This is a genomic window from Moorella thermoacetica (assembly GCF_001267405.1).
Lineage (GTDB): Bacteria > Bacillota > DSM-521 > Neomoorellales > Neomoorellaceae > Neomoorella > Neomoorella thermoacetica.
Genome location: NZ_CP012369.1, coordinates 1967746 through 1989228, shown reverse-complemented (window position 1 = coordinate 1989228; position 21483 = coordinate 1967746). Strand labels below are relative to the sequence as shown.

Annotated in this window: 20 protein-coding genes; 14 read left to right on the top strand and 6 right to left on the bottom strand. The window is 58.1% G+C overall.

Annotated elements, in window-relative coordinates; all coding sequences use genetic code 11:
- The first annotated feature begins 3 nt into the window (after positions 1 to 3).
- From MOTHE_RS09905 to hydA, 11 genes are all read left to right on the top strand, one after another.
- A complete protein-coding gene (locus tag MOTHE_RS09905) occupies positions 4 to 672 on the top strand; it encodes an HAD family hydrolase (protein ID WP_011393503.1) in 669 nt (222 codons plus the stop codon).
- Positions 665 to 1414, top strand: coding sequence for an XdhC family protein (locus MOTHE_RS09900; RefSeq protein ID WP_053095008.1), 750 nt, complete (start codon positions 665 to 667; stop codon positions 1412 to 1414). Before MOTHE_RS09905 ends, MOTHE_RS09900 begins: the two co-directional genes overlap by 8 nt.
- Before the next feature lie 201 nt (positions 1415 to 1615).
- Positions 1616 to 1945, top strand: coding sequence for an XdhC family protein (locus MOTHE_RS09895; RefSeq protein ID WP_011393501.1), 330 nt, complete (start codon positions 1616 to 1618; stop codon positions 1943 to 1945).
- Positions 1939 to 2475 (top strand): helix-turn-helix domain-containing protein, encoded by a 537-nt coding sequence (locus MOTHE_RS09890; protein WP_011393500.1) that lies wholly within the window; start codon positions 1939 to 1941, stop codon positions 2473 to 2475. The genes MOTHE_RS09895 and MOTHE_RS09890 overlap by 7 nt, the downstream gene beginning before the upstream one ends.
- Positions 2476 to 2494: 19 nt before the next feature.
- On the top strand, positions 2495 to 3862 hold the full coding sequence (gene mocA, locus MOTHE_RS09885) for a molybdenum cofactor cytidylyltransferase (RefSeq protein ID WP_011393499.1): 1368 nt from the start codon (positions 2495 to 2497) through the stop codon (positions 3860 to 3862).
- Positions 3863 to 3970: 108 nt separating this feature from the next.
- Positions 3971 to 4771 carry a selenium-dependent molybdenum cofactor biosynthesis protein YqeB gene (gene yqeB, locus MOTHE_RS09880; RefSeq protein WP_011393498.1) on the top strand — a complete coding sequence of 267 codons (801 nt, stop codon included), beginning with the start codon at positions 3971 to 3973 and terminating at the stop codon, positions 4769 to 4771.
- Positions 4772 to 4901: 130 nt separating this feature from the next.
- Positions 4902 to 5435, top strand: coding sequence for a phosphatidylglycerophosphatase A family protein (locus MOTHE_RS09875; RefSeq protein ID WP_011393497.1), 534 nt, complete (start codon positions 4902 to 4904; stop codon positions 5433 to 5435).
- Positions 5436 to 5579: 144 nt separating this feature from the next.
- Complete coding sequence (locus tag MOTHE_RS09870) at positions 5580 to 6938, top strand: PLP-dependent cysteine synthase family protein (protein ID WP_053095006.1); 1359 nt, start codon at positions 5580 to 5582, stop codon at positions 6936 to 6938.
- Positions 6939 to 7089: 151 nt separating this feature from the next.
- Entirely contained in the window at positions 7090 to 9651 is a 2562-nt protein-coding gene (xdh, locus tag MOTHE_RS09865; RefSeq protein ID WP_080997196.1) for a selenium-dependent xanthine dehydrogenase, read from the top strand.
- 103 nt (positions 9652 to 9754) lie between these two features.
- Positions 9755 to 10999: a threonine synthase gene (locus tag MOTHE_RS09860; protein ID WP_011393494.1), complete on the top strand. Its 1245-nt coding sequence runs from the start codon at positions 9755 to 9757 to the stop codon at positions 10997 to 10999.
- A gap of 67 nt (positions 11000 to 11066) precedes the next feature.
- Positions 11067 to 12431 (top strand): dihydropyrimidinase, encoded by a 1365-nt coding sequence (gene hydA, locus MOTHE_RS09855; protein WP_053095005.1) that lies wholly within the window; start codon positions 11067 to 11069, stop codon positions 12429 to 12431.
- Here hydA and MOTHE_RS13335 read toward each other — a convergent pair.
- Positions 12418 to 12555: a hypothetical protein gene (locus tag MOTHE_RS13335; RefSeq protein WP_158499116.1), complete on the bottom strand. Its 138-nt coding sequence runs from the start codon at positions 12553 to 12555 to the stop codon at positions 12418 to 12420. The genes hydA and MOTHE_RS13335 overlap by 14 nt on opposite strands.
- Positions 12556 to 12933: 378 nt before the next feature.
- Between MOTHE_RS13335 and argF the strand changes: the two genes are divergently transcribed.
- On the top strand, positions 12934 to 13914 hold the full coding sequence (argF, locus tag MOTHE_RS09850) for an ornithine carbamoyltransferase (RefSeq protein WP_011393492.1): 981 nt from the start codon (positions 12934 to 12936) through the stop codon (positions 13912 to 13914).
- A gap of 218 nt (positions 13915 to 14132) precedes the next feature.
- Here argF and MOTHE_RS09845 read toward each other — a convergent pair whose 3' ends face one another.
- The 4 genes from MOTHE_RS09845 to MOTHE_RS09830 all read right to left on the bottom strand — a co-directional run bounded on the left by MOTHE_RS09845 (position 14133) and on the right by MOTHE_RS09830 (position 19132).
- Complete coding sequence (locus MOTHE_RS09845; protein WP_011393491.1) at positions 14133 to 15038, bottom strand: decaprenyl-phosphate phosphoribosyltransferase; 906 nt, start codon at positions 15036 to 15038, stop codon at positions 14133 to 14135.
- A gap of 121 nt (positions 15039 to 15159) precedes the next feature.
- A complete protein-coding gene (locus tag MOTHE_RS09840; RefSeq protein ID WP_025773240.1) occupies positions 15160 to 15378 on the bottom strand; it encodes a hypothetical protein in 219 nt (72 codons plus the stop codon).
- 15 nt (positions 15379 to 15393) lie between these two features.
- Entirely contained in the window at positions 15394 to 17967 is a 2574-nt protein-coding gene (locus MOTHE_RS09835) for a heavy metal translocating P-type ATPase (RefSeq protein WP_011393490.1), read from the bottom strand.
- A gap of 514 nt (positions 17968 to 18481) precedes the next feature.
- Entirely contained in the window at positions 18482 to 19132 is a 651-nt protein-coding gene (locus MOTHE_RS09830) for a prolipoprotein diacylglyceryl transferase (protein WP_011393489.1), read from the bottom strand.
- A 60-nt stretch (positions 19133 to 19192) separates the two neighbouring features.
- Between MOTHE_RS09830 and MOTHE_RS09825 the strand changes: the two genes are divergently transcribed.
- Entirely contained in the window at positions 19193 to 19582 is a 390-nt protein-coding gene (locus MOTHE_RS09825; RefSeq protein WP_011393488.1) for a hypothetical protein, read from the top strand.
- A 49-nt stretch (positions 19583 to 19631) separates the two neighbouring features.
- On the top strand, positions 19632 to 20183 hold the full coding sequence (locus MOTHE_RS09820) for a hypothetical protein (RefSeq protein WP_011393487.1): 552 nt from the start codon (positions 19632 to 19634) through the stop codon (positions 20181 to 20183).
- A gap of 86 nt (positions 20184 to 20269) precedes the next feature.
- Here the strand turns inward: MOTHE_RS09820 and MOTHE_RS09815 are convergent, their stop codons facing one another.
- Entirely contained in the window at positions 20270 to 21421 is a 1152-nt protein-coding gene (locus MOTHE_RS09815) for a trans-sulfuration enzyme family protein (RefSeq protein ID WP_011393486.1), read from the bottom strand.
- Positions 21422 to 21483: the final 62 nt, after the last annotated feature.

Below are 21483 nucleotides of genomic sequence, written 5' to 3'. Positions count from 1 at the left end.
CCCTTGTTTGCCGGCGTACTTTTTGATTTTGACGGCACCCTGGTGGATACTTCCGAGCTGGTTATCAAGTCCTTCCAGCATACCCTGGCGCCCTACCTGGGCCGGGTGGTGGCCCCGAAGGAGGTTTACCCTTACTTTGGTGTTACCTTGAAGGAGGGCCTGGCCGCTTTCATGCCCGACCACCTGGACGAGATGCTCCATGAGTATCGTCGTTATAGTGCCGCGCACTTTGATGACCTGGTCCGGCCCTGTCCTGGGGTCCGTGAGGGTTTGCAACGATTGCAGCAGGCCGGTATTAAACTTGGAGTAGTCACTTCTCGATTACGTGATACTACCCTCTACGGTCTGGAACTCTGTGGCTTGACTTCTTTTTTCCCGGTGATCGTTGCCGCCGAGGACGTAACCAGCCACAAGCCGGGCCCGGAGCCTGTCCGTTACGGCCTGGAACTCCTGGGAGTGGAGGCGGGGGCGGCAGCCATGATCGGCGACAGTCCTCACGATATCCAGGCGGCCCGGGCAGCGGGCGTCACCAGCGTGGCCGCCGGCTGGAGCAGGGTGCCCCGGGACCAGATCCTGGCCGCCGGCCCGGAGGTACTGGTGGCCAGCATGACTGAGTTTGTCGATTTCTGCCTGGACGGTCCTAAGGGGGGGAGGCTGGCTCAGAATGGGTAAACTGGCTTTTTTCCAGGAGCTGCTTGCGGCCCTGGAAGAACAGCGACCAGCGGTAGCGGCTACAGTGGTCAAGGTAGAAGGAGAGGTCCCTGGTATGGCGGTCGGTTCTCACTTCCTCTGGATGCCTGACGGCCGCTACGAAGGGCCGGGAGCAGCCGTCCTGGAGGAGACCCTGGGCGAGGTGGCGCCAGAGGTCCTGGCCGGGCACCAGCCCCGGCTGGAAACCGTGAAGGTTAAAGGTGGTAACATCACCCTTTTCCTGGAGCCGGTGCTTCCTGAACCCCGGATTTTAATCCTTGGCGGCGGCCATGTAGGCCAGCAGGTGGCGGCAGCGGCCAAACTGGTAGGTTACCGGGTAACGGTGGTGGACGACCGGCCCGATTTTGCCAACAAGGCTTTATTTCCGGCTGCTGATCGGATCATCTGCGCTCCCTTTACCACCGCTCTCCAGGAGATCGAGATCAATCCATCTACATTTATCGTCATTGTCACCCGGGGCCACCGCTATGACTATGAGTGCCTGCGGGCGGTCATCCAGGCCCCGGCGGCTTATATCGGCATGATTGGCAGCCGGCGCCGGGTCCAGGGGGTAAGGGAACGCCTGCTGGAGGAGGGGGTCGATCCGCAGGCACTGGCGAGGGTCCATGCTCCCATAGGCCTGGATATCGGCGCCGAGACCCCTGCCGAGATCGCTATCAGTATCCTGGCGGAGATTATCCGGGTGTACCGCCGGGGAGTTTAGATATTGCCGCCAGTCATGAGCTGGCGGTAATTTTTTAACCATCGGGTTACTTCTGCTAGCCTTTGCTTACTTGCTCATGTTTATGACCGCCCAAGCAAGAAAAAATGGATTAAAATCTCCTGAAAAAGGAGGAAAAAGTGTTAGCTGCGTTGTAATTATCTTTAATGACTTGCAGCAGCCTAAAGCAGGGGGGCGAAGGATATGGACCGGGAGCTTATCGGTGAAGTCATTAAGTCATTGCAACAGGGTAAGCGCTGCGCCCTGGCGACCATTATCCAGGTTAAGGGTTCGGCCCCCAGGGAAGCTGGTACCAGGATGCTTATCAGCGCCGATGGCCATATCCAGGGTACAGTGGGCGGTGGTTGCGCCGAAGCGGCCATTCGCCAGCGGGCTCTAATGGTCCTGGACAGGGGGCGCCCGGAGATTTATCACCTGGACCTGACGGCCGACACGGCCGAAGACGAAGGCATGGTCTGTGGCGGCGTCATGGACGTATTTATTGAACCATTGGAGGTAATAGGGGAGTGCTAGGGAAAAAGATACGCCAATTGCGCCGGGAGCGGGGGATGAGCCTTAAGGATGTGGCCGAAAAAACGGGCCTGACTTCTAGCTTCCTGAGCCAGGTTGAACGGGACCTTGCAGACCCGTCAATCACATCCCTGCGTAAGATTGCCGAGGCCCTGGATATTCCGATCTTTTATTTTCTCTTAAACCCTGAGGATCATAGCCCGGTGGTCAGGAAAGACCAGCGCAAGGTCCTGCGCTTTCCCCAGTCCCACCTGACCTATGAACTGCTGTCTCCGGATCTGAACCGCAATATGGAGGTTATGATGGCCCGCCTGGAACCGGGGGCGGCCAGCTGTGACGAGCCCCTGGCCCATCCGGGGGAGGAGTGCATCGTCGTGCTCCAGGGGGTTATGGAAATAGATATCGGTGGCGAGGTTTTCCGGGTAGAAACGGGGGATAGTATCTACTATTACGCCTCAATCCCCCATAAACTCTGGAGCGTTGGCGAGGAAGAACTGGTCTTTATTTCCGCTATTACCCCGCCGCAATTCTAGGGGAAGGACTTGTATCTCAATGCAACTGCGCCAGGCTTTAGATTTACAAGCCAAGGAGATTATTACCATGGTGGGGGCCGGGGGTAAGACTTCGGCCCTTATTTGTTTGGCCCGGGAGCTGGCGGCCGCCGGGAAACGGGTAATTGTAGCCCCTACCACCAGGATGCTCCCCGGCCAGCTTTCCCGCCTGGCCGAACCTATTCTCAACAGTGACGGTAACTGTTTAACGAAAACTGTCAAGTACCGCTTGCAGAGAGAAAATCTGATTACCTGCGGTTCCGGTATCGATGACCGGGGCAAGGTAATAGGTCTTGACGCGGCCACGGTAGCGGCCCTGGGCGATCTGGACGTCGATTACCTGCTCCTGGAAGGTGATGGGGCGGCGGGCGCCCTCCTCAAAGCCCCGGCGGCCCATGAGCCGGTCATCCCGCCGGTCACGACCATGGTGATCGCGGTAGCCGGCCTGCCGGTCCTGGGCCAGCCCCTGGCCCCGCCCTTTGTCCACCGGCCCCGACTAGTGGCCGGACTCCTGGGACGGGGAGAGGACTGTCCCCTGGCGACAGCCGATGTAGCCAGGGTTCTGGCCTACCCGGATGGGGGCCGCAAAGGAGTACCGCCGGGGGCCCGCTGGCTGGCCCTCCTCAATCAGGCCGAGGGTTACGACCTTTTACGTCGGGGACGAGAGGTAGCCGCCGCCATCTTTAACGCCGGCGGGGAAAAGGTGATCCTGGGTGCGGTGGCTACTGCAAACCCGGTACGCCAGGTCCTTGGGGGCCCGGACCCTCCGGCCGGCAAGGTGGGGGTTATCGTCCTGGCCGCCGGCGCCGGGGAGCGGATGGGTGGTGGTAAGCTTTTATTGCCCCTCAAGGGCCAGCCCCTGGTACGCCGGGTGGTGCTTACCGCCCTGGAAGCCGCCGGGGACAAAGTCGTTGTCGTCCTGGGCCATGAAAGCGATAAAACGGCTGCCGCCCTGGCAGGTTTAAAGGTAGATTTGGCCATTAACCCAGCCTATCGCCTGGGCCTCAGCACCTCCCTGCAAGCCGGCCTGGCGGCCCTGCCGCCCCGGACCCCGGCGGCCCTCTTTGTCCTGGCCGATCAGCCGGGAGTTACGCCGTCTGTCCTCAGGCAGCTTTTAGAAGCCTACCGGCCGGGGGGCAGGAGGATAATTGTCCCGGTTTACCGCGGCCGGCGGGGGAATCCTGTCCTTATCGATCGCGGCCTCTGGCCGCAAATCCTGAACCTTAAGGGAGACATCGGCGCCCGGGAAATTATCCGGGAATATCCAGAAGAGGTCTTGCCGGTGGAAGTCTCCTGCCCGGGGATTTTTCAGGATATCGATACCCCGGCTGATTACCGGGCCTGGTTGCAGGAAAATAGTCCTTGCTAAAATAGCGGACAGATGTACAATATAGTTAAATGATATTTAACTCTGACCGGTACGCAAAGGCAAAGCGGGTGCGATAAGAGCTATTTTTTAGGAGGAGCGAGGAGAGCAGTGGCCCGGGAACTAGTAGTTATTAAAGGGGCCGGCGACCTGGCCAGCGGGGTGGCCCACCGCCTGCACCAGTCCGGCTTTCAGGTGATCATGACAGAGATCCCCAGGCCGACGGTAATTCGCCGGGCAGTGGCATTCGCGGAAGCTGTATATAGCGGGGAAATAACGGTCGAAGGGGTCACCGCCCGCCTGGTTTCCGATCCGGAAGGTGCCCTGAGGGTAACCTGGCAGGGGGAGGTTGCCGTCCTGGTGGACCCCCGGGCGGAGGTTATTGCCGCCCTGAAGCCCCGGGTAGTTGTCGACGCCATCCTGGCCAAGACCAACCTTGGGACGCGCATCGACCAGGCTCCCATTGTCATTGCCCTCGGTCCCGGCTTTACCGCCGGCACGGACGCCCATGCGGTCATTGAAACCCAACGCGGCCACTACCTGGGCCGGGTAATCTGGCAGGGGGCGGCGGCGGCCAATACCGGCATCCCCGGTGAGGTCATGGGCTACAGGGAAGAAAGGGTCTTGCGAGCACCGGTAGCAGGTATCTTCAAGAGCTGCAAGGCAATCGGCGACTCGGTAAAGGCCGGGGAAACGGTGGCTACAGTTAACGATGTTCCACTGCGGGCGCAGATCGGCGGCGTGTTGCGGGGTGTTCTCCACGATGGTCTCGAGGTGACTGCAGGCCAGAAAGCCGGCGATGTCGACCCCAGGGGTGAGCGGGACTACTGCTTCACCATTTCTGATAAAGCCCGGGCCATTGGCGGCGGCGTCCTGGAGGCTATCCTGCACCTTAAAGGCTATATATCCTGATTTTTTTGTCCAGGTAGTAGATAAATGGTGAGACGGGTGAAACGCCATTCGCCAGCCCCTCTCTTTCGCCAGAAACAAAACTGTGTTAGAATAGGTTTACTTGTTTTATCTCTGAGAGGGGGTAGTAGAGGTGAGTGTGGCCCAATTAAAGGAGAAACCCCAATATTCCAGCAGTCAGCTCCTCAAAGAAACAGCCGTAGCCTGGCTGGAGCGGCGAGGGGTGACCCTGGAGGATATCGCCCGCCTGGTATATGATGTCCAGAAGAAATATATCCGCGAATTGACCCTCGCGGCCTGCCGTGAAAGCGTAGAACGCGTGCTGGAAAAGCGGGAGGTCCAGAACGCCGTTTTTACCGGGATAGCCCTCGACGAAATGGCGGAGCAAGGGCAACTGGCCGAGCCCCTGGCTTCCATGCTGAAGAGTGACGATGGCCTCTACGGTATTGATGAGGTCATGGCCTTGAGTATCGTCAATATTTACGGCTCCATCGGTTTCACCAACTTCGGCTACCTCGATAAAGTCAAACCCGGCATCATTGGCGTTGTAAACGATAAGAAAAATGAGAAGGTCAACACCTTTCTCGACGACCTGGTAGCCGCTATTGCTGCCGCTGCCTCCTCCCGCCTGGCCCATCGCGACCGGGACGGGCGCTTGAATAGATAAAGACTAAGATCTATAAAATTAAAATAAACCCTCCTAAATTTTAGTCCCAGAAGGAGGGTTTATTTTATACATGTCGAACTATACAATAAGTGTGGATGAAGTTTTTTGCATTCAGTAACATTACATTTAACTGGAGGGATTTATATGGCGGGCAAGATTCCCTTTGGCCCCACCTTTGCCGAAATGGCTGATCCGTCGCTGATCGATCCGGCCCTGCGGCAAAGGGCCCTGAAGGCTCTCAAGGAGGATGAACTGGATCCTGTTAACCTCTTCAACATTACCTGGAAGGACGCCAACAACCAGGTAAGAAAGATGGTCCTGCCTCCCGAGGTGACCGGGGTTGATGCCAATATCGTCGTTCTCCTGGGGCGAGGCTTCCCATCCGGTTCCCATAAGGTTGGCCCGGCCTACGCTACTTTGATTGAAGGCTGTGTTGACGGCGTCATCAAGCCCGGCGAGCATACCATCCTGGGACCTTCCACGGGCAATTTCGGCATCGGTGTCGCCTATATCAGCAGGCTCCTCGGTTTCCGGGCGATAGTTATTATGCCCGACAACATGAGCAAGGAACGCTACGAGCGCATTCGTAAATACGGCGGCGAACTGGACCTGACCCCAGGTACCGAGTCCGACGTCATCCTGACCCTGCAGCGGACCTATGAATTAAAGAAAGATCCCAAGAACTTTGCCCTGGCCCAGTTTGAACTCCTGCCCAATTACCGCTTCCACCGGCATGTGACCGGTAATGCCGCCATCGAAGCCGTGCAGGGCATCGGTAACGGCCGTATTGCCGCCTTTACCTCGGCGCCCGGTTCAGCAGGGACCCTGGGTGCCGGCGACCAGATTAAGAAGGTTTTCCCCGAGTGTAAAGTCGCAGCCCTGGAGCCCTATGAGTGCTCCACCCTCTATAATGGCGGTCGCGGCCAGCACCGCATCGAGGGTATCGGCGATAAGATGTGCACCCTCATCCACAATGTCTTGAATACCGACTTTATCGTCCTGATCCATGACGAGGATACCGTCCGCGGCTTGAAGGTCTTCCAGGATGGGACGGAGACCTTGATCAAGATGGGGGTCAAAGAGGCCGACGCCCTGGCCCTGCGGGATAACTTCGGTCCCTCCGGTATCTGCAACATCCTGGGGGCTATTAAAATAGCCAAGTACCTGCGCCTTGGTCCCGGTGACAATGTAGTTACCGTAGCTACTGACGGCTTTGATCGTTATCCTTCGGTACTGGAAAACCTGGCCGAACGTACCCTGGAGATTGAGGACTTTGTCCTGGAGCGCTGGTTTAATGACATTTTCCTCAAGGCCAGCACCCATTATATTGTTGATACCCGCAAGCCGGAAGTCAAGGAACGCCTCTTCCAGCAGAAGGAAAAAGACTGGTTGCCCTTCGGGTATACCAGGGAATACCTTGACTCCATGAAGAGCCAGTCCTTCTGGGACGACGAGTACGCCAAGATTGAATACTACGACGCCAAGATTAAAGAGATGCGCTAGGGAAGCTTTGAGAGATACAATTTAACGGGGGATATGTCCCGGTGCGAGCCAGGTCATAGTGACCAGGGGCATATCCCATCCGTGTATTTTCAGGGGGAATCGTGCCTGGCAGACTGGCAGGCTGCCAGTATACCAGATGGGGGGGAAGGATATGCACCTGCAATTGCTAGTAAATGGACAGCAGCGGGAAGTGGATGTCAATGAGGAAGCCACCTTGCTGGAGGTATTGCGGGAGCATCTGCGCCTGACGGGAGCCAAAAACGGCTGCGGTGAGGGTACTTGCGGCGCCTGCACGGTAATCATGGGAGGCAAGGCGGTACGGGCCTGCCGGACCCCGGTGGCCAGGGCCGCCGGCCAGGAGATTATAACCGTTGAAGGCCTGACGCCACGGGAGAAGGAGATTTACGCCTGGGCCTTTACGGCGGCCGGGGCCGTCCAGTGCGGCTTTTGCACCCCGGGGATGGTTATGGAGGCCAAAGCCCTCCTGGACCGGCAGCCGGATCCTGGCGAGGCGGAAATCCGCCAGGCCCTGAAGGCCCATCTCTGCCGTTGTACCGGCTACCAGAAAATCATTACCGCCGTACGCCTGGCAGGACAGGCCTTGCGGGGTGAAATCGAGCCCTACCGGGGCGAGCCGGCGGGCCTGGGCAAGGCCTTCTTCCGTCCCGATGCCCCACCCAAGGTCCTGGGGGAAGCCGTCTTTGTCGACGATATGCAGGTGCCCGGTATGCTCTACGGCGCTGTTTTCCGCCTGCCTGTAGCCAGAGCGAGGATTAAAGGCATAGACACCACGGTCGCCAGGAAACAGCCCGGGGTAGTGGCCGTCCTCACGGCGGATGATATTCCCGGCAAGCGTTACCAGGGGCATATTTTTAAAGATTGGCCGGCCCTGGTGGCTGTGGGCGAAGAAACCAGGTACGCCGGGGACGCCCTGGCCCTGGTGGCAGCTAAATCAACCCGGGAAGCGCGAGCGGCCCTTGATTTTATTAAAGTAGATTATGAAGAACTACCGCCCCTGACCTCGCCGGAAGAGGCCCTGGCGCCGGGAGCGCCGGCCCTGCATCCCCGTGGCAATCTCCTGAGCGAGACCCAGGTGAAAAAGGGCGACGCCGAGGCCGCCCTGCGGTCCTGTGCCCATGTAGTCACCAACACCTACCAAACGCCCTTTACAGAACACGCTTTCCTGGAACCGGAGAGCGCCCTGGCCGTTCCGGAAAACGGCGGCCTGACAGTTTACACCAGCACCCAGGGGGTCTACGAGATCCATGCCCAGCTGGTTTCCCTCCTGAACCTGCCGCCGGATAAGATACGGGTAATAAACAGGTTCGTTGGCGGCGGTTTTGGCGGCAAAGAGGATCTGAGCGTCCAGCATCACGCCACCCTCCTGGCCTGGGCGACACAGAGGCCGGTTAAGCTCACCTGGACCAGACGGGAGAGTATCCTCTGCCACCCCAAACGCCATGCCATGACCATCACCATGACAACCGGCTGCGATGCCGCTGGGAACCTGGTAGCCCTGGTGGCCGACCTGGTGGCCGATACCGGCGCCTATGCTTCCCTGGGAGCCCAGGTGCTGGAACGGGCCTGTACCCACGCCACCGGTCCTTACCGCATCCCCAACGTTACCATTCGCGGCCGGGCCGTCTACACCAATAACCCGCCGGCCGGTGCCTTCCGGGGCTTTGGCGTGCCCCAGTCCAACTTCGCCATGGAGACCCAGATGAACCTCCTGGCAGCAGCGACCGGCCTGTCTCCCTGGCAGATTCGCTGGCAGAACGCCCTGGAGCCGGGGGACACCCTGGCCACCGGCCAAGTGGTCAGTGAGGATATCGGCATTAAAGAGACCCTGCTGGCGGTCAAAGAGGCTTACGAATCCAGTCCCTGCGCTGGTATTGCCTGTGCCTTTAAGAATGTCGGTCTGGGGGTGGGCACCCCGGATACAGGCCGGGCCAACCTGGCTGTCGAAGGGGGGAGGGTGAGGATCTATTCCAGTGCGGCCTGTATGGGCCAGGGCCTGGAATCCGTTCTTATTCAGATAGTTGCTGAAACCACCGGTTTGCCGGCGGAGGTTATTGACTGCGTCCTCTCCGACACGGCCCTTACTCCGGACGCCGGCTGTACCACCGCCTCCCGCCAGAGCCTCTTTACCGGCGAGGCCACGCGCCGGGCGGCGGCGGCCCTGGCGGAAGCCCTACGGGGCCGTACCCTGGCTGAACTGGAGGGCCGGGTCTTCCGGGGCGAGTTCCACGGGGTTACCGATCCCCTTAATTCTACCCGGGAACACCCCCTGACCCATGTGGGCTACAGCTATGCCACCCAGGTGGTACTCCTGGACGACGCCGGTAAGGTAAGCAAAGTGGTGGCTGCTTACGATATAGGACGGGCCATCAACCCCTTGAACCTGGAGGGCCAGATTGAGGGAGGTATCGTGATGGGCCTGGGCTACGCCCTGACGGAAGATTTTCCCCTGCGGGAGGGCATTCCCGAGCGTCAGACTCTGGGCCGCCTGGGCCTCCTGCGGTCCCACCAGGTGCCGGCCATGGAGGTCCACCTCATAGAGAAGGGCGGTACCCCTTATGCTTACGGGGCCAAGGGTGTCGGCGAACTGGCCACCATTCCCACGGCAGCAGCGGTGGCCGGCGCCTATTACCGCTTCGACGGCAAGGTGCGCTTGAGCCTTCCCCTGGAAGGAACGCCGTACACCCGGGGTTAGGTTGAAGATAACGTTGTTACGTGGCAGCGTGGGATAGAACCCTCCGCGGACAGTAGAGATACCTTGTGGGAAGAGAGAGTTTTTACGGGAGAGATGACTCAAGATGAGCAATATAACCCAACTACGCTGTATAAACTGCAGCCGTACCTATCAACCCCGGCCCGGCTTTTATACCTGCCCCATCTGCGGGTCGACGGACGGCATCCTGGATGTCGAATACGATTACGATTATATAAACAAATCCATCTCCAGGCAGAGCCTGGCCAGCAACCGGGAACATTCCCTCTGGCGTTACCGTCCCTTCTTGCCGGTGGCCCAGGAGGGACCGCTGCCCCCTCTGCGGGTGGGTTGGAGCCCCCTGTACCGGGCCCGGCGCCTGGGGGACGAACTGGGGTTGAAAGAGCTATATATCAAGGACGATGGGATTAATCCCACGGGGTCTTTAAAAGACAGGCCTTCGGCCGTGGCGGTGGCCCGAGCCCTGGCCGAAGGAGCTAAGGTGGTCGCCTGCTCTTCAACCGGCAACGCTGCTTCCTCCCTGGCGGGGGCAGCAGCTTCCGTGGGCCTGAAGGCGGTAATCTTTGTACCGGGACGGGCACCGCAAGGGAAGGTAGCCCAACTCTTGATTTTCGGGGCCACCGTTATCAGTGTTCAGGGATCCTATGAGGATGCCTTCAAGCTTTCGGCGGCGGCCATAGCCGAGCACGGCTGGTACAACCGCAATGCCGCCATTAACCCTTATCTGGTAGAAGGCAAAAAGACAGTTTGCCTGGAAGTGGCGGAACAGCTAAACTGGGAGGTACCCGACTGGGTGGTCCTTTCCGTGGGCGACGGTTGTACCATGGCCGGTGCCTGGAAGGCCTGGGTGGACCTGAAAAAGGCCGGTTGGATTGACAAACTGCCGCGGATGCTGGGGGTCCAGGCCGAGGGTTGCTGCCCCATTACCAGGGCCTTCCGGGAGGGAACCAGGGTAAAACCCATGCCCGAAAATACCCTGGCGGACAGCATCGCCGTCGGCGTGCCCCGCAATCCAGAAAAGGCTCTGCGGGCCGTAAGGGATTCCGGGGGTACGATGATCAACGTCAGCGATGAAGAAATCCTTGCAGCCATGCGCACCCTGGGGCGGACCAGCGGCATCTTCGGCGAACCTGCCGGTGCAGCCGGGACCGCCGGCCTTATCAAAGCCGTCCAGGAAGGAATAATTAAATCCGGAGATAAGGTGGTCGTCCTGGTAACAGGCAACGGCCTCAAGGATGTGGCCAATGCCATCAAAGCGGCCGGAGAGCCTATCCGGGTGGAGCCCTCCCTGGAGGCCTTAAAGGAAGCCCTGGCTCGGTACGGGAAATGAACCGCGGCCGGGAAGAGACAGGTAGGGCGGATATATAATGTAGATTACAAAGGAGGCGCCGGAGAAAATGGATCTCTTGCTGAAGGGCGGCTGGGTTGTTACCCAGGAGCGGGTGGAGCAGGCCGATATAGCCGTCGAAGGGGAGAAAATTGCCGCCATAGGCCCGGACCTGGAGGCCCGGGCGGCTGCCGTCAGGGATGTCACCGGGAAATACATCCTGCCCGGCGCCATCGACGCCCACGTCCACTACCAGATGCCCATCGGCGAGCTCCTGACCGCCGACGACTGGTTCACCGGTACCAGACTGGCAGCCTGCGGCGGGGTTACCACCGTCATTGATTATGCCGAGCCCGCCGGCCCGGCCGAACCCTTGACGGAAGCCCTGGCCAAACGCCTGGAGGAAGCCCGGGAGCAGGCGTGCGTTGACTATGGTCTGCACCAGGTGGTGCTGCCCGGCCAGGAAGAAGACACCGGTGAGCTGGCAAAGGTAATAGAGCAGGGAGTCACCAGCTTTAAAGTCTTTACCACCTACAAGCAGTGCCTGGGTTACGCGGCCATCGGCCGCCTGCTTAAGCAGGCCCGGCGGTTGGGAGCCCTGGTGACGGTTCACTGTGAGGATCATGATCTGGTAACGGCCAGGCGGAGGGAACTGGAGGCTACCGGCCAGACAGACCCGGCCTACCACGCCAACAGCCGGCCCGCAGCGGCCGAAGTAAAGGCCATAGAAAAGGTTATCCGCCAGGCAGCCGCGGCCGGGGCGCCAGTTTATATCGTCCATGTCTCCACCGGCGGGGGGGCGGAATTAATTGCCACCGCCCGGGCCCGAGGACAGCAGGTCTTTGGTGAAACCTGCCCCCACTACCTCTTACTAACAGAGGAGAGGTATGCCGGTCCGGACAGCCGCCTCTTCCTGATGTGCCCACCCCTGAGGACGGTAAAAGATAACCGGATTCTCTGGCAGCACCTGGCCAGTGGTGATCTCCAGGTGGTAGCGACTGACCATTGCAGCTACAGCCCGGAACAGAAGGCTGCCGGAACGGCTTTTTATAACACCCCCTCGGGCGTACCGGGGACGGAGACCCTTTTACCCCTACTTTATTCTTATGGTGTACGCCAGGGGCGGCTGACCCTGCCGCAAATGGTCCGGGTGCTGGCCACCAACCCGGCCCGCCTTTTCGGTCTTTACCCGCGTAAAGGTTGCCTGGCGCCGGGCAGCGATGCCGACCTGGTGGTCTTCGACCCCAGCCAGGAGGTTATACTCAAGGCTTCTGACCTGCATTCTGCCGCAGCTTATACCATCTTTGAGGGCTTTGCTCTCCAGGGGTACGTGGAAGCAACCTATCTACGGGGTCGGCTTATTTATGACCTGGGCCGTTTCCTGGGCCGGGCCGGTCAGGGAGAGTTTATCCCTGGAAAAATTACCGTCCTGTAATTATTCCGGCCGGGCCCCGCCCAATCTCGGCCTTCTCCATTCCGGTGGCCCGGGCCACGTCCATGTCTCCATCCTCCCATATTCGGCCGCAGAGCAGGCCCAGACCTGTATCGATGCCATGCAATATTTTTATTTCCAGAGCACCCTGCAAGCAGGAATTTACTAAAAAAAGTTGAATAAGATTAAACGTGACTTAATTTTGGGGTGGCTTCAAGATTCCGGCACCAGAGCCGGTCACTATCCCGCGGGGGTTGCTGATAACCTCCAGGCAGGAAAGCCGCCTGGCCGACGTCAGCCCGATCATTGACCTCGGGCCCTGGGAGGACTAAACTATAGCCGGGAAGAACACGACGAAATCAAGATTGGTGCCTGGCAAGCCGGTTTTTACCTGCCTCCCACTTCCAACTTTACACCTCACCCTTCTACTTTGGTAACCGGCAGAGCCCGTAGGGGTACTTGCTGGTAGATAAATAATCATTCATTATTAAATGGAGGGACAAGAATGCAGACGGATCTACGCGGGAAACACTTGATCACCTTGCAGGAGTGGACCAGGGAAGAAATCGATACGCTCCTCGACATCGCCTTTGACCTCAAAAGACGGAAGGCCCTGGGCGAAAAACACCACCTCCTTGAGGATAAGACCTTTTATATGCTTTTCTTCGACAATTCCACCCGCACCCGTAATGCCTTCGAGACCGGTATGACTCAGCTGGGCGGGCACGCCATTTACTTGACCCCTAAAACCACCCAGATCGGCCATGGCGAAACCCCCAAGGATACGGTAGAGGTCCTGGGCCGTTTCGGCAACGGCATCGGGGTCCGCAATTGCACCTACAAAGTGGGCAATGCCTACATGCGGGAACTGGCCAAGTACTCCAAGATCCCTGTAATCAACATGCAGTGCGACCTCTATCACCCCACCCAGGCCCTGGCTGACATCATGACCATCCAGGAGAAGTTCGGTAAGAATACCCGGGGGTTAAACTTCACCATTTCCTGGACCTATGCACCCAAATATATACGGCCCCTCTCCATGCCCCAGTCCCTCATCCTCCTAATGAGCCGCTTTGGCATGAACGTAACCCTGGCCCATCCGCCGGAGTTCCATTTGTTGCCGGAATTCATAGAACAGGCCAAGAAAAACGCAGCTGAAAACGGCGTCAAGTTTAATATTGTCAATGATATGGACGAAGCCTGCAAGGACGCGGACATTATTTACGCCAAGAGCTGGGGCCCAATCGCTTATACCGGTAGCGACACCGAAGGTGCCGAGCTTATCGACAAGTACCCCAACTGGGTCATGGACAGCCGGCGGATGGCTTTGGGTCACAAGGAAGCCATTTACATGCACTGCATGCCAGCTGACCGGGGCATTGAAGTGACGGAGGAAGTCATGGACGGGCCGCAGTCAGTCATCTATGACGAAGCCGAGAACCGGCTGCACACCATCAAGGCCATCCTGGCGGCTACCCTGAAGTAGGCCTATCCTTAACGTAAGAACCATCTTTATTGCAGTAAACAACGATATTTACCAGGCGACGATGCCGTCACCCCTTTAACTAAAGGAGTGGCGGCTTTTTATTTTAAGCATTCCGGCGTTGTCAGCGGGGATTTCCAGTTTATAGAAGCTATCATCGCCGCAGGTAAAGAAAGGTTGCGGGGTTAACCTGCCAAGAGCGAACAGCGCCGTAATAATTTTTAGAGCCAGTACAGGATAACAAAACAGCTGGCCGCCCAGAGGAGGATGGTGGCCGCCAGGGGTTTGTCCTTCAGAACCAGGCTTTCCGGCTCCCCGCCCCCCTGGCAGCGATAAGTCAGGTAGAGATAGCGACAGATCCCAAAGAGGACCAGGGGAACGGTGTACATCAGATAAGGACGCGGTGCACCAATGAAGGTGTAGATAGCATAGACAACGACGGTGGCCGAGGTTACGGTGGCGATCATCTGGTCCAGGAGGTTAACGGAGTACTCGGACAGGATGCCGCGGTGGGCGGTGGCATTGTCCAGGGAAACGAGTTCATGGCGACGCTTGCACAGGGCCAGGAAGAGGGCCAGGAGGATAACGGCGATGAGCAGCCAGGCGGAAACCGGCACCATAATGGCCGCCGCTCCAGCTACCACCCGCAGGACGAAGCCAAGGGCCACCACAAAAACGTCAATGATAACCATGTCCTTTAAATAAAAAGAGTAAGCCACGGTCTGAAGGGCGTAGGCCAGGCTGACCAGGCCCACCTGCCAGCTCAGGGCGAAGGCCCAGAAAAGGCTCCCGGCCAGGGTGATACCGGCAGCCACGGCGGCCGGCAGGGGGGGCAGCAGGCCGGCGGCTATGGGCCGGTATTTCTTTCGGGGATGGAGGCGATCCCTCTCCCGATCCACCAGGTCGTTTACCAGATAGGTACTCCCGGAAAGGAGGCAGAAGATGATGAACACCTGGATGGTTCGCACCAGCGGGTGGAGTTCCAGCAAGTGGCGGGAAAAAAGAATGGCGGCAAAGACAAAAGCATTTTTGGTCCACTGCTTCGGTCTGAGGCTCAAGAAGAGGTATCGCCAGAAAAAACGGGACGTTACAGTCCCGGCCCGTCCGGAGGATTCGAGCAAGCTCATTCGGAAAGTTGACCTCCAGTCTTGCTGCTTATCTCTACCTATTTTATCCTATTTGTCTTGGGGATAACAATACCAGTTGAACAAAAAAATGGCCAGGTAGCCCTGGCCATTCTGGCAGCATTTAAGCCATCAATTTATTTTTAACTTTGGGGATTACAATAGGCATGGTCACAACCAAAGTCAAGATGAACACCCATACCGCTCCTCCCACCCTGGCTACAACGGTGTAGGTTTTCCCGGTCAGGAAGGTGAGGGCCAAGAAGAGGAGGACTGCTCCCAGGGAGATGCCGGTGTAGATTACCGCAGCTTGCCGGGCGGCTTTATTTTCAAGATCGGTCACGTCGGGTCACCTCCTTTAGCCTGCCTGGGGTGCCGGCCGGTGCCGGGGTACAGCTTCCTCCCGCTCCGCGCGGAGGGAAGGCCGGAAGCGCTTCAGGGTCAAGGTATTCAGGGTCACGGAGATTGAACTCATGGCCATGAAGAATGAAGCCAGCTCGGGGCTGACGATTAACCCTGTGATGGGGTAGAGGATGCCAGCGGCGATGGGAATACCCAGGGAATTATAGAGGAAGGCCCAGATAAGGTTCTCCTTGATCTTGCGCATAGTGGCCCGCCCGATCTCTATGGCTCCCACCACGTCACGGATGTCGTCCTTGATGAGGATAATATCCCCCGTCTCCTTGGCCACATCGGTACCTGAGCCGATGGCGATGCCCACGTCAGCCTGAGCCAGGGCCGGGGCGTCGTTGATGCCATCCCCCACCATGGCCACTTTAAGGCCCTTTTCCTGGAGCTTCTTCACTTCTTCGGCTTTGTCCTGAGGCAGCACCTCGGCCAGGACGGTCTCTATACCTACCTGGCGGGCGATGGCCGCAGCCGTCCGCCGGTTATCACCGGTGATCATGGCCACCTGGATACCCATCTTGTGCAGGCGTTCAATGGCAACCTTTACGTGCTCTTTTAAAGTGTCGGCCACAGCGATGATCCCGGCGGCCCTGCCGTCTACTGCCATTAACATGGCGGTTTTGCCTTCTTCTTCGAGTTTCTCCATGTGCCCGGCCAGGTCGCTGATGGCGATGTTACGCTGCTGCATCAGCCGGCGATTGCCCAGCAGGATTTCTCGCCCCTGGTAGATGGCCCGGACACCATGGCCCGGGATGGCCTCAAAGTCTTCTACTTCCTCTAATTCTAAGCCTTTTTCCACGGCGTTGCGGACAATGGCCTCGCCCAGGGGATGTTCGGAGGTTTTTTCTGCCATAGCGGCCAGCCGCAGGATTTCTTTTTGCTCAAAACCTGGAGCGACAATCACATCGGTGACCGAGGGCTCGCCTCTGGTCAAGGTCCCTGTTTTGTCAAAGACAATGGCATTGAGCTTGCTGCTCGCCTCTACCGCATCGGCACCCTTGAAAAGGATGCCATTCTCAGCACCCTTACCTGTACCGGCCATGACGGCGCTGGGGGTGGCGAGCCCTAAGGCACAGGGGCAGGAAATGACCAGGGTGGTTACCGAGAGTAACAGGGCGAAGCCGAAGACACCCACCTGGGCCAGGCTGTAGGGCGACAGGATAAAGTGGCTGTCAGGCCGGAAGAAGGCGTCGTAGCCAATAAAGAACCAGAAAAAGAAGACGATGAGGGCCAGGACGTGGACGCCAGCGATGAAGTGGCCGGCTACAAAGTCGGCCAGCCTCTGGATAGGAGCCTTGGAAGCCTGGGCCTCTTCTACCATCTTGATTATCTGAGCCAGGGCCGTCTCGCTCCCCACTCGGGTGGCCCGGAACTTGAAGGACCCGGTTTTATTGATGGTTGCCCCCACTACCTGGGCACCGGGGCGTTTTTCCACCGGGATGCTCTCGCCGGTGATCATGGATTCATCGACTGCCGAATATCCTTCCACGACTTCCCCGTCTACCGGGATGCTCTCGCCCGGTCGGACGACGACGATATCCCCAACCTCGACCTCATCGGCAGCAATCTCCATCTCCTGGCCGTCCCGGATGACCCGGGCTGTTTTGGCCTGCAGGCTCATGAGCTTGCGGATGGCCTCGGAAGTACGGCCGCGGGTGATAGCCTCCAGGTAACGACCCAGGACAATGAAGGCGGTTAAGAGGGCGGCGGACTCGAAGAAGGTGGCCCCGCGCCCGCCGAAACCGGCCTCCGGCCACAGGGTGTTGATAGTGGCGATGATGTAGGCGGCGCCAATACCGGTGGCGTAGAGGAGGTTCATATCGGTAGCCCCGCGCTTGAGGCCGTTCCAGCTGTGGACGAAGAACTGCCAGCCGGGAATAAAGGCTACCGGCGTAGTCAAAGCCCAGAGGACATAAACATTCCCCAGCCATTTGGGTACGAAGTAGGGGAAAATCCACATATCACGGAACATGCCGATCATCACCAAGGTCGCCAGGGGCCAGGCGATCCACATATTGCGGCGCTGGTACCTGATCTCCCGTTCCCGGGCCTCTTTCTCCCGGTCCAGGGCAGCCTGTCCGGAGATCTTCTCCGTAGCTTCATAACCCAGGGCGTTGATTTCCTTTTTGATGCGCGCCCGGTCCACTGTACCTTGGTAATAACGGATGCGGGCTGATTCGGCCGGGAGGCTGACCGCCACCGAGGTTACTCCGGGTATACCTTTGACCACCTTTTCTACTTTGGCCACGCAGGCGGCGCAGCTCATGCCCCGTACCGTTAAGAGCATCTCCTCCTCCGGCACCTCGTAGCCTATCTCCTGGATGGTCCTGGCTATCTGGGGGATGCTTACGCGGTCGGGGTGATATTTTACCGCGGCCCTGCCGGTGAGGAGGTTTACCCGGGCCTCTTCAACACCCGGCATATTCTTCAAGGCCTTTTCCACTTTGGCCACACAGGCGGCGCAGCTCATACCCTGAACAGGTAAGTTTACCTGGGCCAGATTGCTTGTTACATTAACAGTCACTGGGTTCACCTCCGGTAAAATACGTTAAAAATCCTTTTATATCATGTAGACCTGAGCGACCTGATCAATGTTAGTTACTACATGCTACCTTACCCCTTTCCTTTTAGTATTATTACCGTAGTAAAATTACCTCGCGGTTAAGGCCGTTACAAACCAGGAAATTTTTCCCGAAACTACCCCTTGGGGGTATTTACAACCTGATTATATTTCGCCATCTTGTAGATGTCAATGAGTTTCACAAAAAGTACACATTTTTTGGTGGGGCTTTCCAGTTTCACTCATAATTATAAAGGCCTTCCCTTCCTGGGAGGAAGGGAAGGCCCACGTAAAGTGAACACAGCGGGCAGTTTAACGTCATGCCCGGGACTTAATTCAGCAGCCTTCCTTGCAGTGGGCGACTGCCCTCAGCAGCCAGCGCTTCCTGGTCAATTCGCTCCCTCCTTTTACTTTAAGGCATTATAAATTTTACCAAAAACCTCCCTACCCTGTCTATAGCCTGGCGGTGGGGACGCTATTATGGCCCCAGGCTATAGAATGTTACTAGGGACAGGCTGACCAGTACAGCCAGGATTAAAAGCTGCCACGCAAGTCTGTCTTCTATAGCTGCTAGCATGTCCCCGGGCCGGGGTGCGGTAGCCGCCACAGGGGCGCCGGAATTTGCTTGCTGACCCGGGCGTTTTTTCAGGATTATACTGGCCAGGACGGCGGCAAAGATAAAGGTCAGGCTGGCCGCATGAGCCACTGAGAAGGGACCCCAAATCAGTGGGTTGTAACGGATCAGCTCCACTACTCCCCGGATGGTGGCATAAAGTATGGCGAAGCGGATAAAGAGCTGGCCGTCGTAGGCGACATTTTTCCGCCGCCAGAGGTAGAAGAAAAGAAGGTAGTCGAGGAGAAACTCATAAACCTGGGCCGGGTGGAGGAGTTGCCCGTTAACCATGACTCCCCAGGGCCAGGGGGTGGCCATGGGGCGACCAAAGACGTCGCACCCTACCCGGCCGATGGCTATCCCCAGGGCCAGGCCTGGCGCCACCACATCTGCCAGGCGCCAGAAGGGCAGCCGGTAAAGGCGGCTGAAGATCACCCCCGCTAGCAGGCCCCCGATAAGAGCGCCATGAATGGATAGACCGCCGTCTTGAAGATTTTTCCTACCCGGGGGAGTCAAGGAACTTCACAAAAACTACATAAATCCGGGCGCTGCGGCTATCACATTTGTGGAGATTTTGTGAAGAGCTCCCGTTCATGGCAGCACAGCCTCGAACTGTTAAGCCAGGATCGTTTTTATGTCGCGGCCATCGCCATTGGTTTTGGGATCCAGACAGGCCTTTATAATTATATCCGGAGCCGGCAAAAAATTCTCCACGCTGGCGGTGCCGGTGCCGTGGCCGCCACTGGAACCGGAGCTTCCACGGTTTCCATGGTAGCCTGCTGCCTGCACCATATCGGCGAGCTGTTACCCGTTATAGGAGCTTCCGGGGCCGCCATTTTTTTAGAACAATACCGTTACCCGGTCATGTGGCTGGGTATTGCCATCAATTTACTGGGTATATACCTGCTGCTGCGGCTTATGGCCAGGCATAACCTCTGGCCTTTCAGGATCGCCATTATAAAATAAAGTATCCCGTTTTCTAAAGGAAAACAAACGCATAGAAGGGAAGGTTACTATGGCCAAACAAAAGCATCGCTTTTTACTCTTTTTTAGCCTGCTGGTATTGGTTGCCCTGGTCATGGCCGGGTGTGGCCAAGGGAAAACGGAAACCCAAAATGCCCCTTTAACCCTGGGACAGGCACAAAAGCCCCCGGCCGGGCAGGCAGGAACCGGCCGGCCGGTTGAAGCTTCTTTTTATGAACGCCGGGATAGCCAGGGCGGGGTCACTGTTGAAGTTACCTGGCTGACCCCGGAATACCTGCAGGCCCGCAGTCTGAAAATGATCCCGGAGCAGGAGAAGGATCTATCTACCAACCTGATATTTAACATAGCTTTGACCACCCATTCCGGTGATTTGCGGGATTTTGATTTTGCCGGGGCTATACGCCTTAAGGTCAACGGCCGCGATGCCGGACGTGGCACCTGGGAGTTTGTCAGCCAGGACGGCCACCACCCGGAAGGCATGATACGTTTTAAGGCCCCTGGAAATGAACCCCTCAGGGAGTTAACCTTAAGCATTAATAACCTCCGCGGAGTACCGGTACGGGAGTTTAAGTGGCAATTGTAACTTGCTGGAGCAGCAGGCGTCATATTTGAATGCGCCTGCTTTTTTGGGTTTAAAAACAGGGCATACCCCTTCAACAGTAATTTGTTTTACCTGTGCCCCCGGGGAGAATCCAGTGCCTGCTCCAGGTCGGCCTGCAGGTCTTCCGCCTCCTCCAGACCCACCGACAGCCGTACCAGGTCGGGGGTGATCCCGAGTTCGCGCTTTAGCTCTCCCGGCAGGCTGCCGTGGGACATGGTGGCCGGTAGGGAGATGATGCTCTCCACAGCCCCCAGGCTGGAACCAATGACCGGCAGTCTGACGTTGTTAATGACCTGGCGGGCCAGTTCCGGCGTAGCCAGGCGGAAGGAGAGTACGCCCCCGCCACCGTCGGCCTGGCGAAAGTGCGTTTCCCGGCCCGGGTGCCCCTCCAGGCCCGGGTAGTAGACGGCCTTCACTTGCGGGTGTTTGCGTAACCATTCCGCCAGTACAGTCGCCGTCCGTTGTTGTTGGAGCAGGCGCACCTTCAGAGTCTTGATGCCCCGTAAAATCAGCCAGCACTCATGGGGGGCCAGGACGGTCCCCAGGGTGTTTTGCAGCAGGGTCAGTTCCCTGGCCAGGCCGGCGTCCCTGGTGACAGCCAGGCCTGCCAGGCAGTCGCTGTGGCCGCCCAGGTATTTGGTGGCGCTGTGGACGACGATGTCAATTCCCAGTTCCAGGGGCCGCTGCAGGTAGGGAGTCATGAAGGTATTGTCTGCTATGGTTATCAAGCCGTGTTCCCTGGCCAGGGCGGCGGCCCTGGCCAGGTCGGTGATTTTCATCAGCGGGTTGGAAGGGGTTTCGAGGTAAAGCCCTTTGGTAGAAGGCCGGATCTGGGCCGCCACTGTCTCCAGGTTGGTGGTATCCACGAAGGTTACTTCCAGGCCGAAACGCGGGAAAACCTCGGCCAGGGCCCGGTAGGTGCCGCCATAGATATCCCTGGATACCAGCAGGTGGTCGCCGGACGAAAAAAGGCTTAAAGCGGCGGTGATAGCTGCCATTCCGGAAGCAAAAGCAAAACCGTAATTACCTCCTTCCAGCTCGGCGATGGCCTCTTCCAGGGCCCGCCGGGTAGGATTGCCGGAACGGGTGTATTCGTATTCGCCCGGCTGATCCAGGCTTTCCTGGGCAAATACCACGCTCTGGTGGATGGGGATACTCACCCCTCCGGTAGCAGAATCCATAGATAAGCGGTGATGGATCAGTCGCGTTCCTCTCTGCATACTCTGTTTACCCCTCTTCTTTAAAGTCCCTGTTTACCTTGCGTTAATTTTAAGCCGCCGCC

Coding starts and splice junctions, on each gene's coding strand:
- MOTHE_RS09900 (WP_053095008.1), top strand. CDS start 665: ATGGGTAAACTGGCTTTTTTCCAGGAGCTGCTTGCGGCCCTGGAAGAA.
- MOTHE_RS09895 (WP_011393501.1), top strand. CDS start 1,616: ATGGACCGGGAGCTTATCGGTGAAGTCATTAAGTCATTGCAACAGGGT.
- mocA (WP_011393499.1), top strand. CDS start 2,495: ATGCAACTGCGCCAGGCTTTAGATTTACAAGCCAAGGAGATTATTACC.
- MOTHE_RS09870 (WP_053095006.1), top strand. CDS start 5,580: ATGGCGGGCAAGATTCCCTTTGGCCCCACCTTTGCCGAAATGGCTGAT.
- xdh (WP_080997196.1), top strand. CDS start 7,090: ATGCACCTGCAATTGCTAGTAAATGGACAGCAGCGGGAAGTGGATGTC.
- MOTHE_RS09860 (WP_011393494.1), top strand. CDS start 9,755: ATGAGCAATATAACCCAACTACGCTGTATAAACTGCAGCCGTACCTAT.
- hydA (WP_053095005.1), top strand. CDS start 11,067: ATGGATCTCTTGCTGAAGGGCGGCTGGGTTGTTACCCAGGAGCGGGTG.
- argF (WP_011393492.1), top strand. CDS start 12,934: ATGCAGACGGATCTACGCGGGAAACACTTGATCACCTTGCAGGAGTGG.
- MOTHE_RS09845 (WP_011393491.1), bottom strand. CDS start 15,038: ATGAGCTTGCTCGAATCCTCCGGACGGGCCGGGACTGTAACGTCCCGT.
- MOTHE_RS09820 (WP_011393487.1), top strand. CDS start 19,632: ATGGCCAAACAAAAGCATCGCTTTTTACTCTTTTTTAGCCTGCTGGTA.
- MOTHE_RS09815 (WP_011393486.1), bottom strand. CDS start 21,421: ATGCAGAGAGGAACGCGACTGATCCATCACCGCTTATCTATGGATTCT.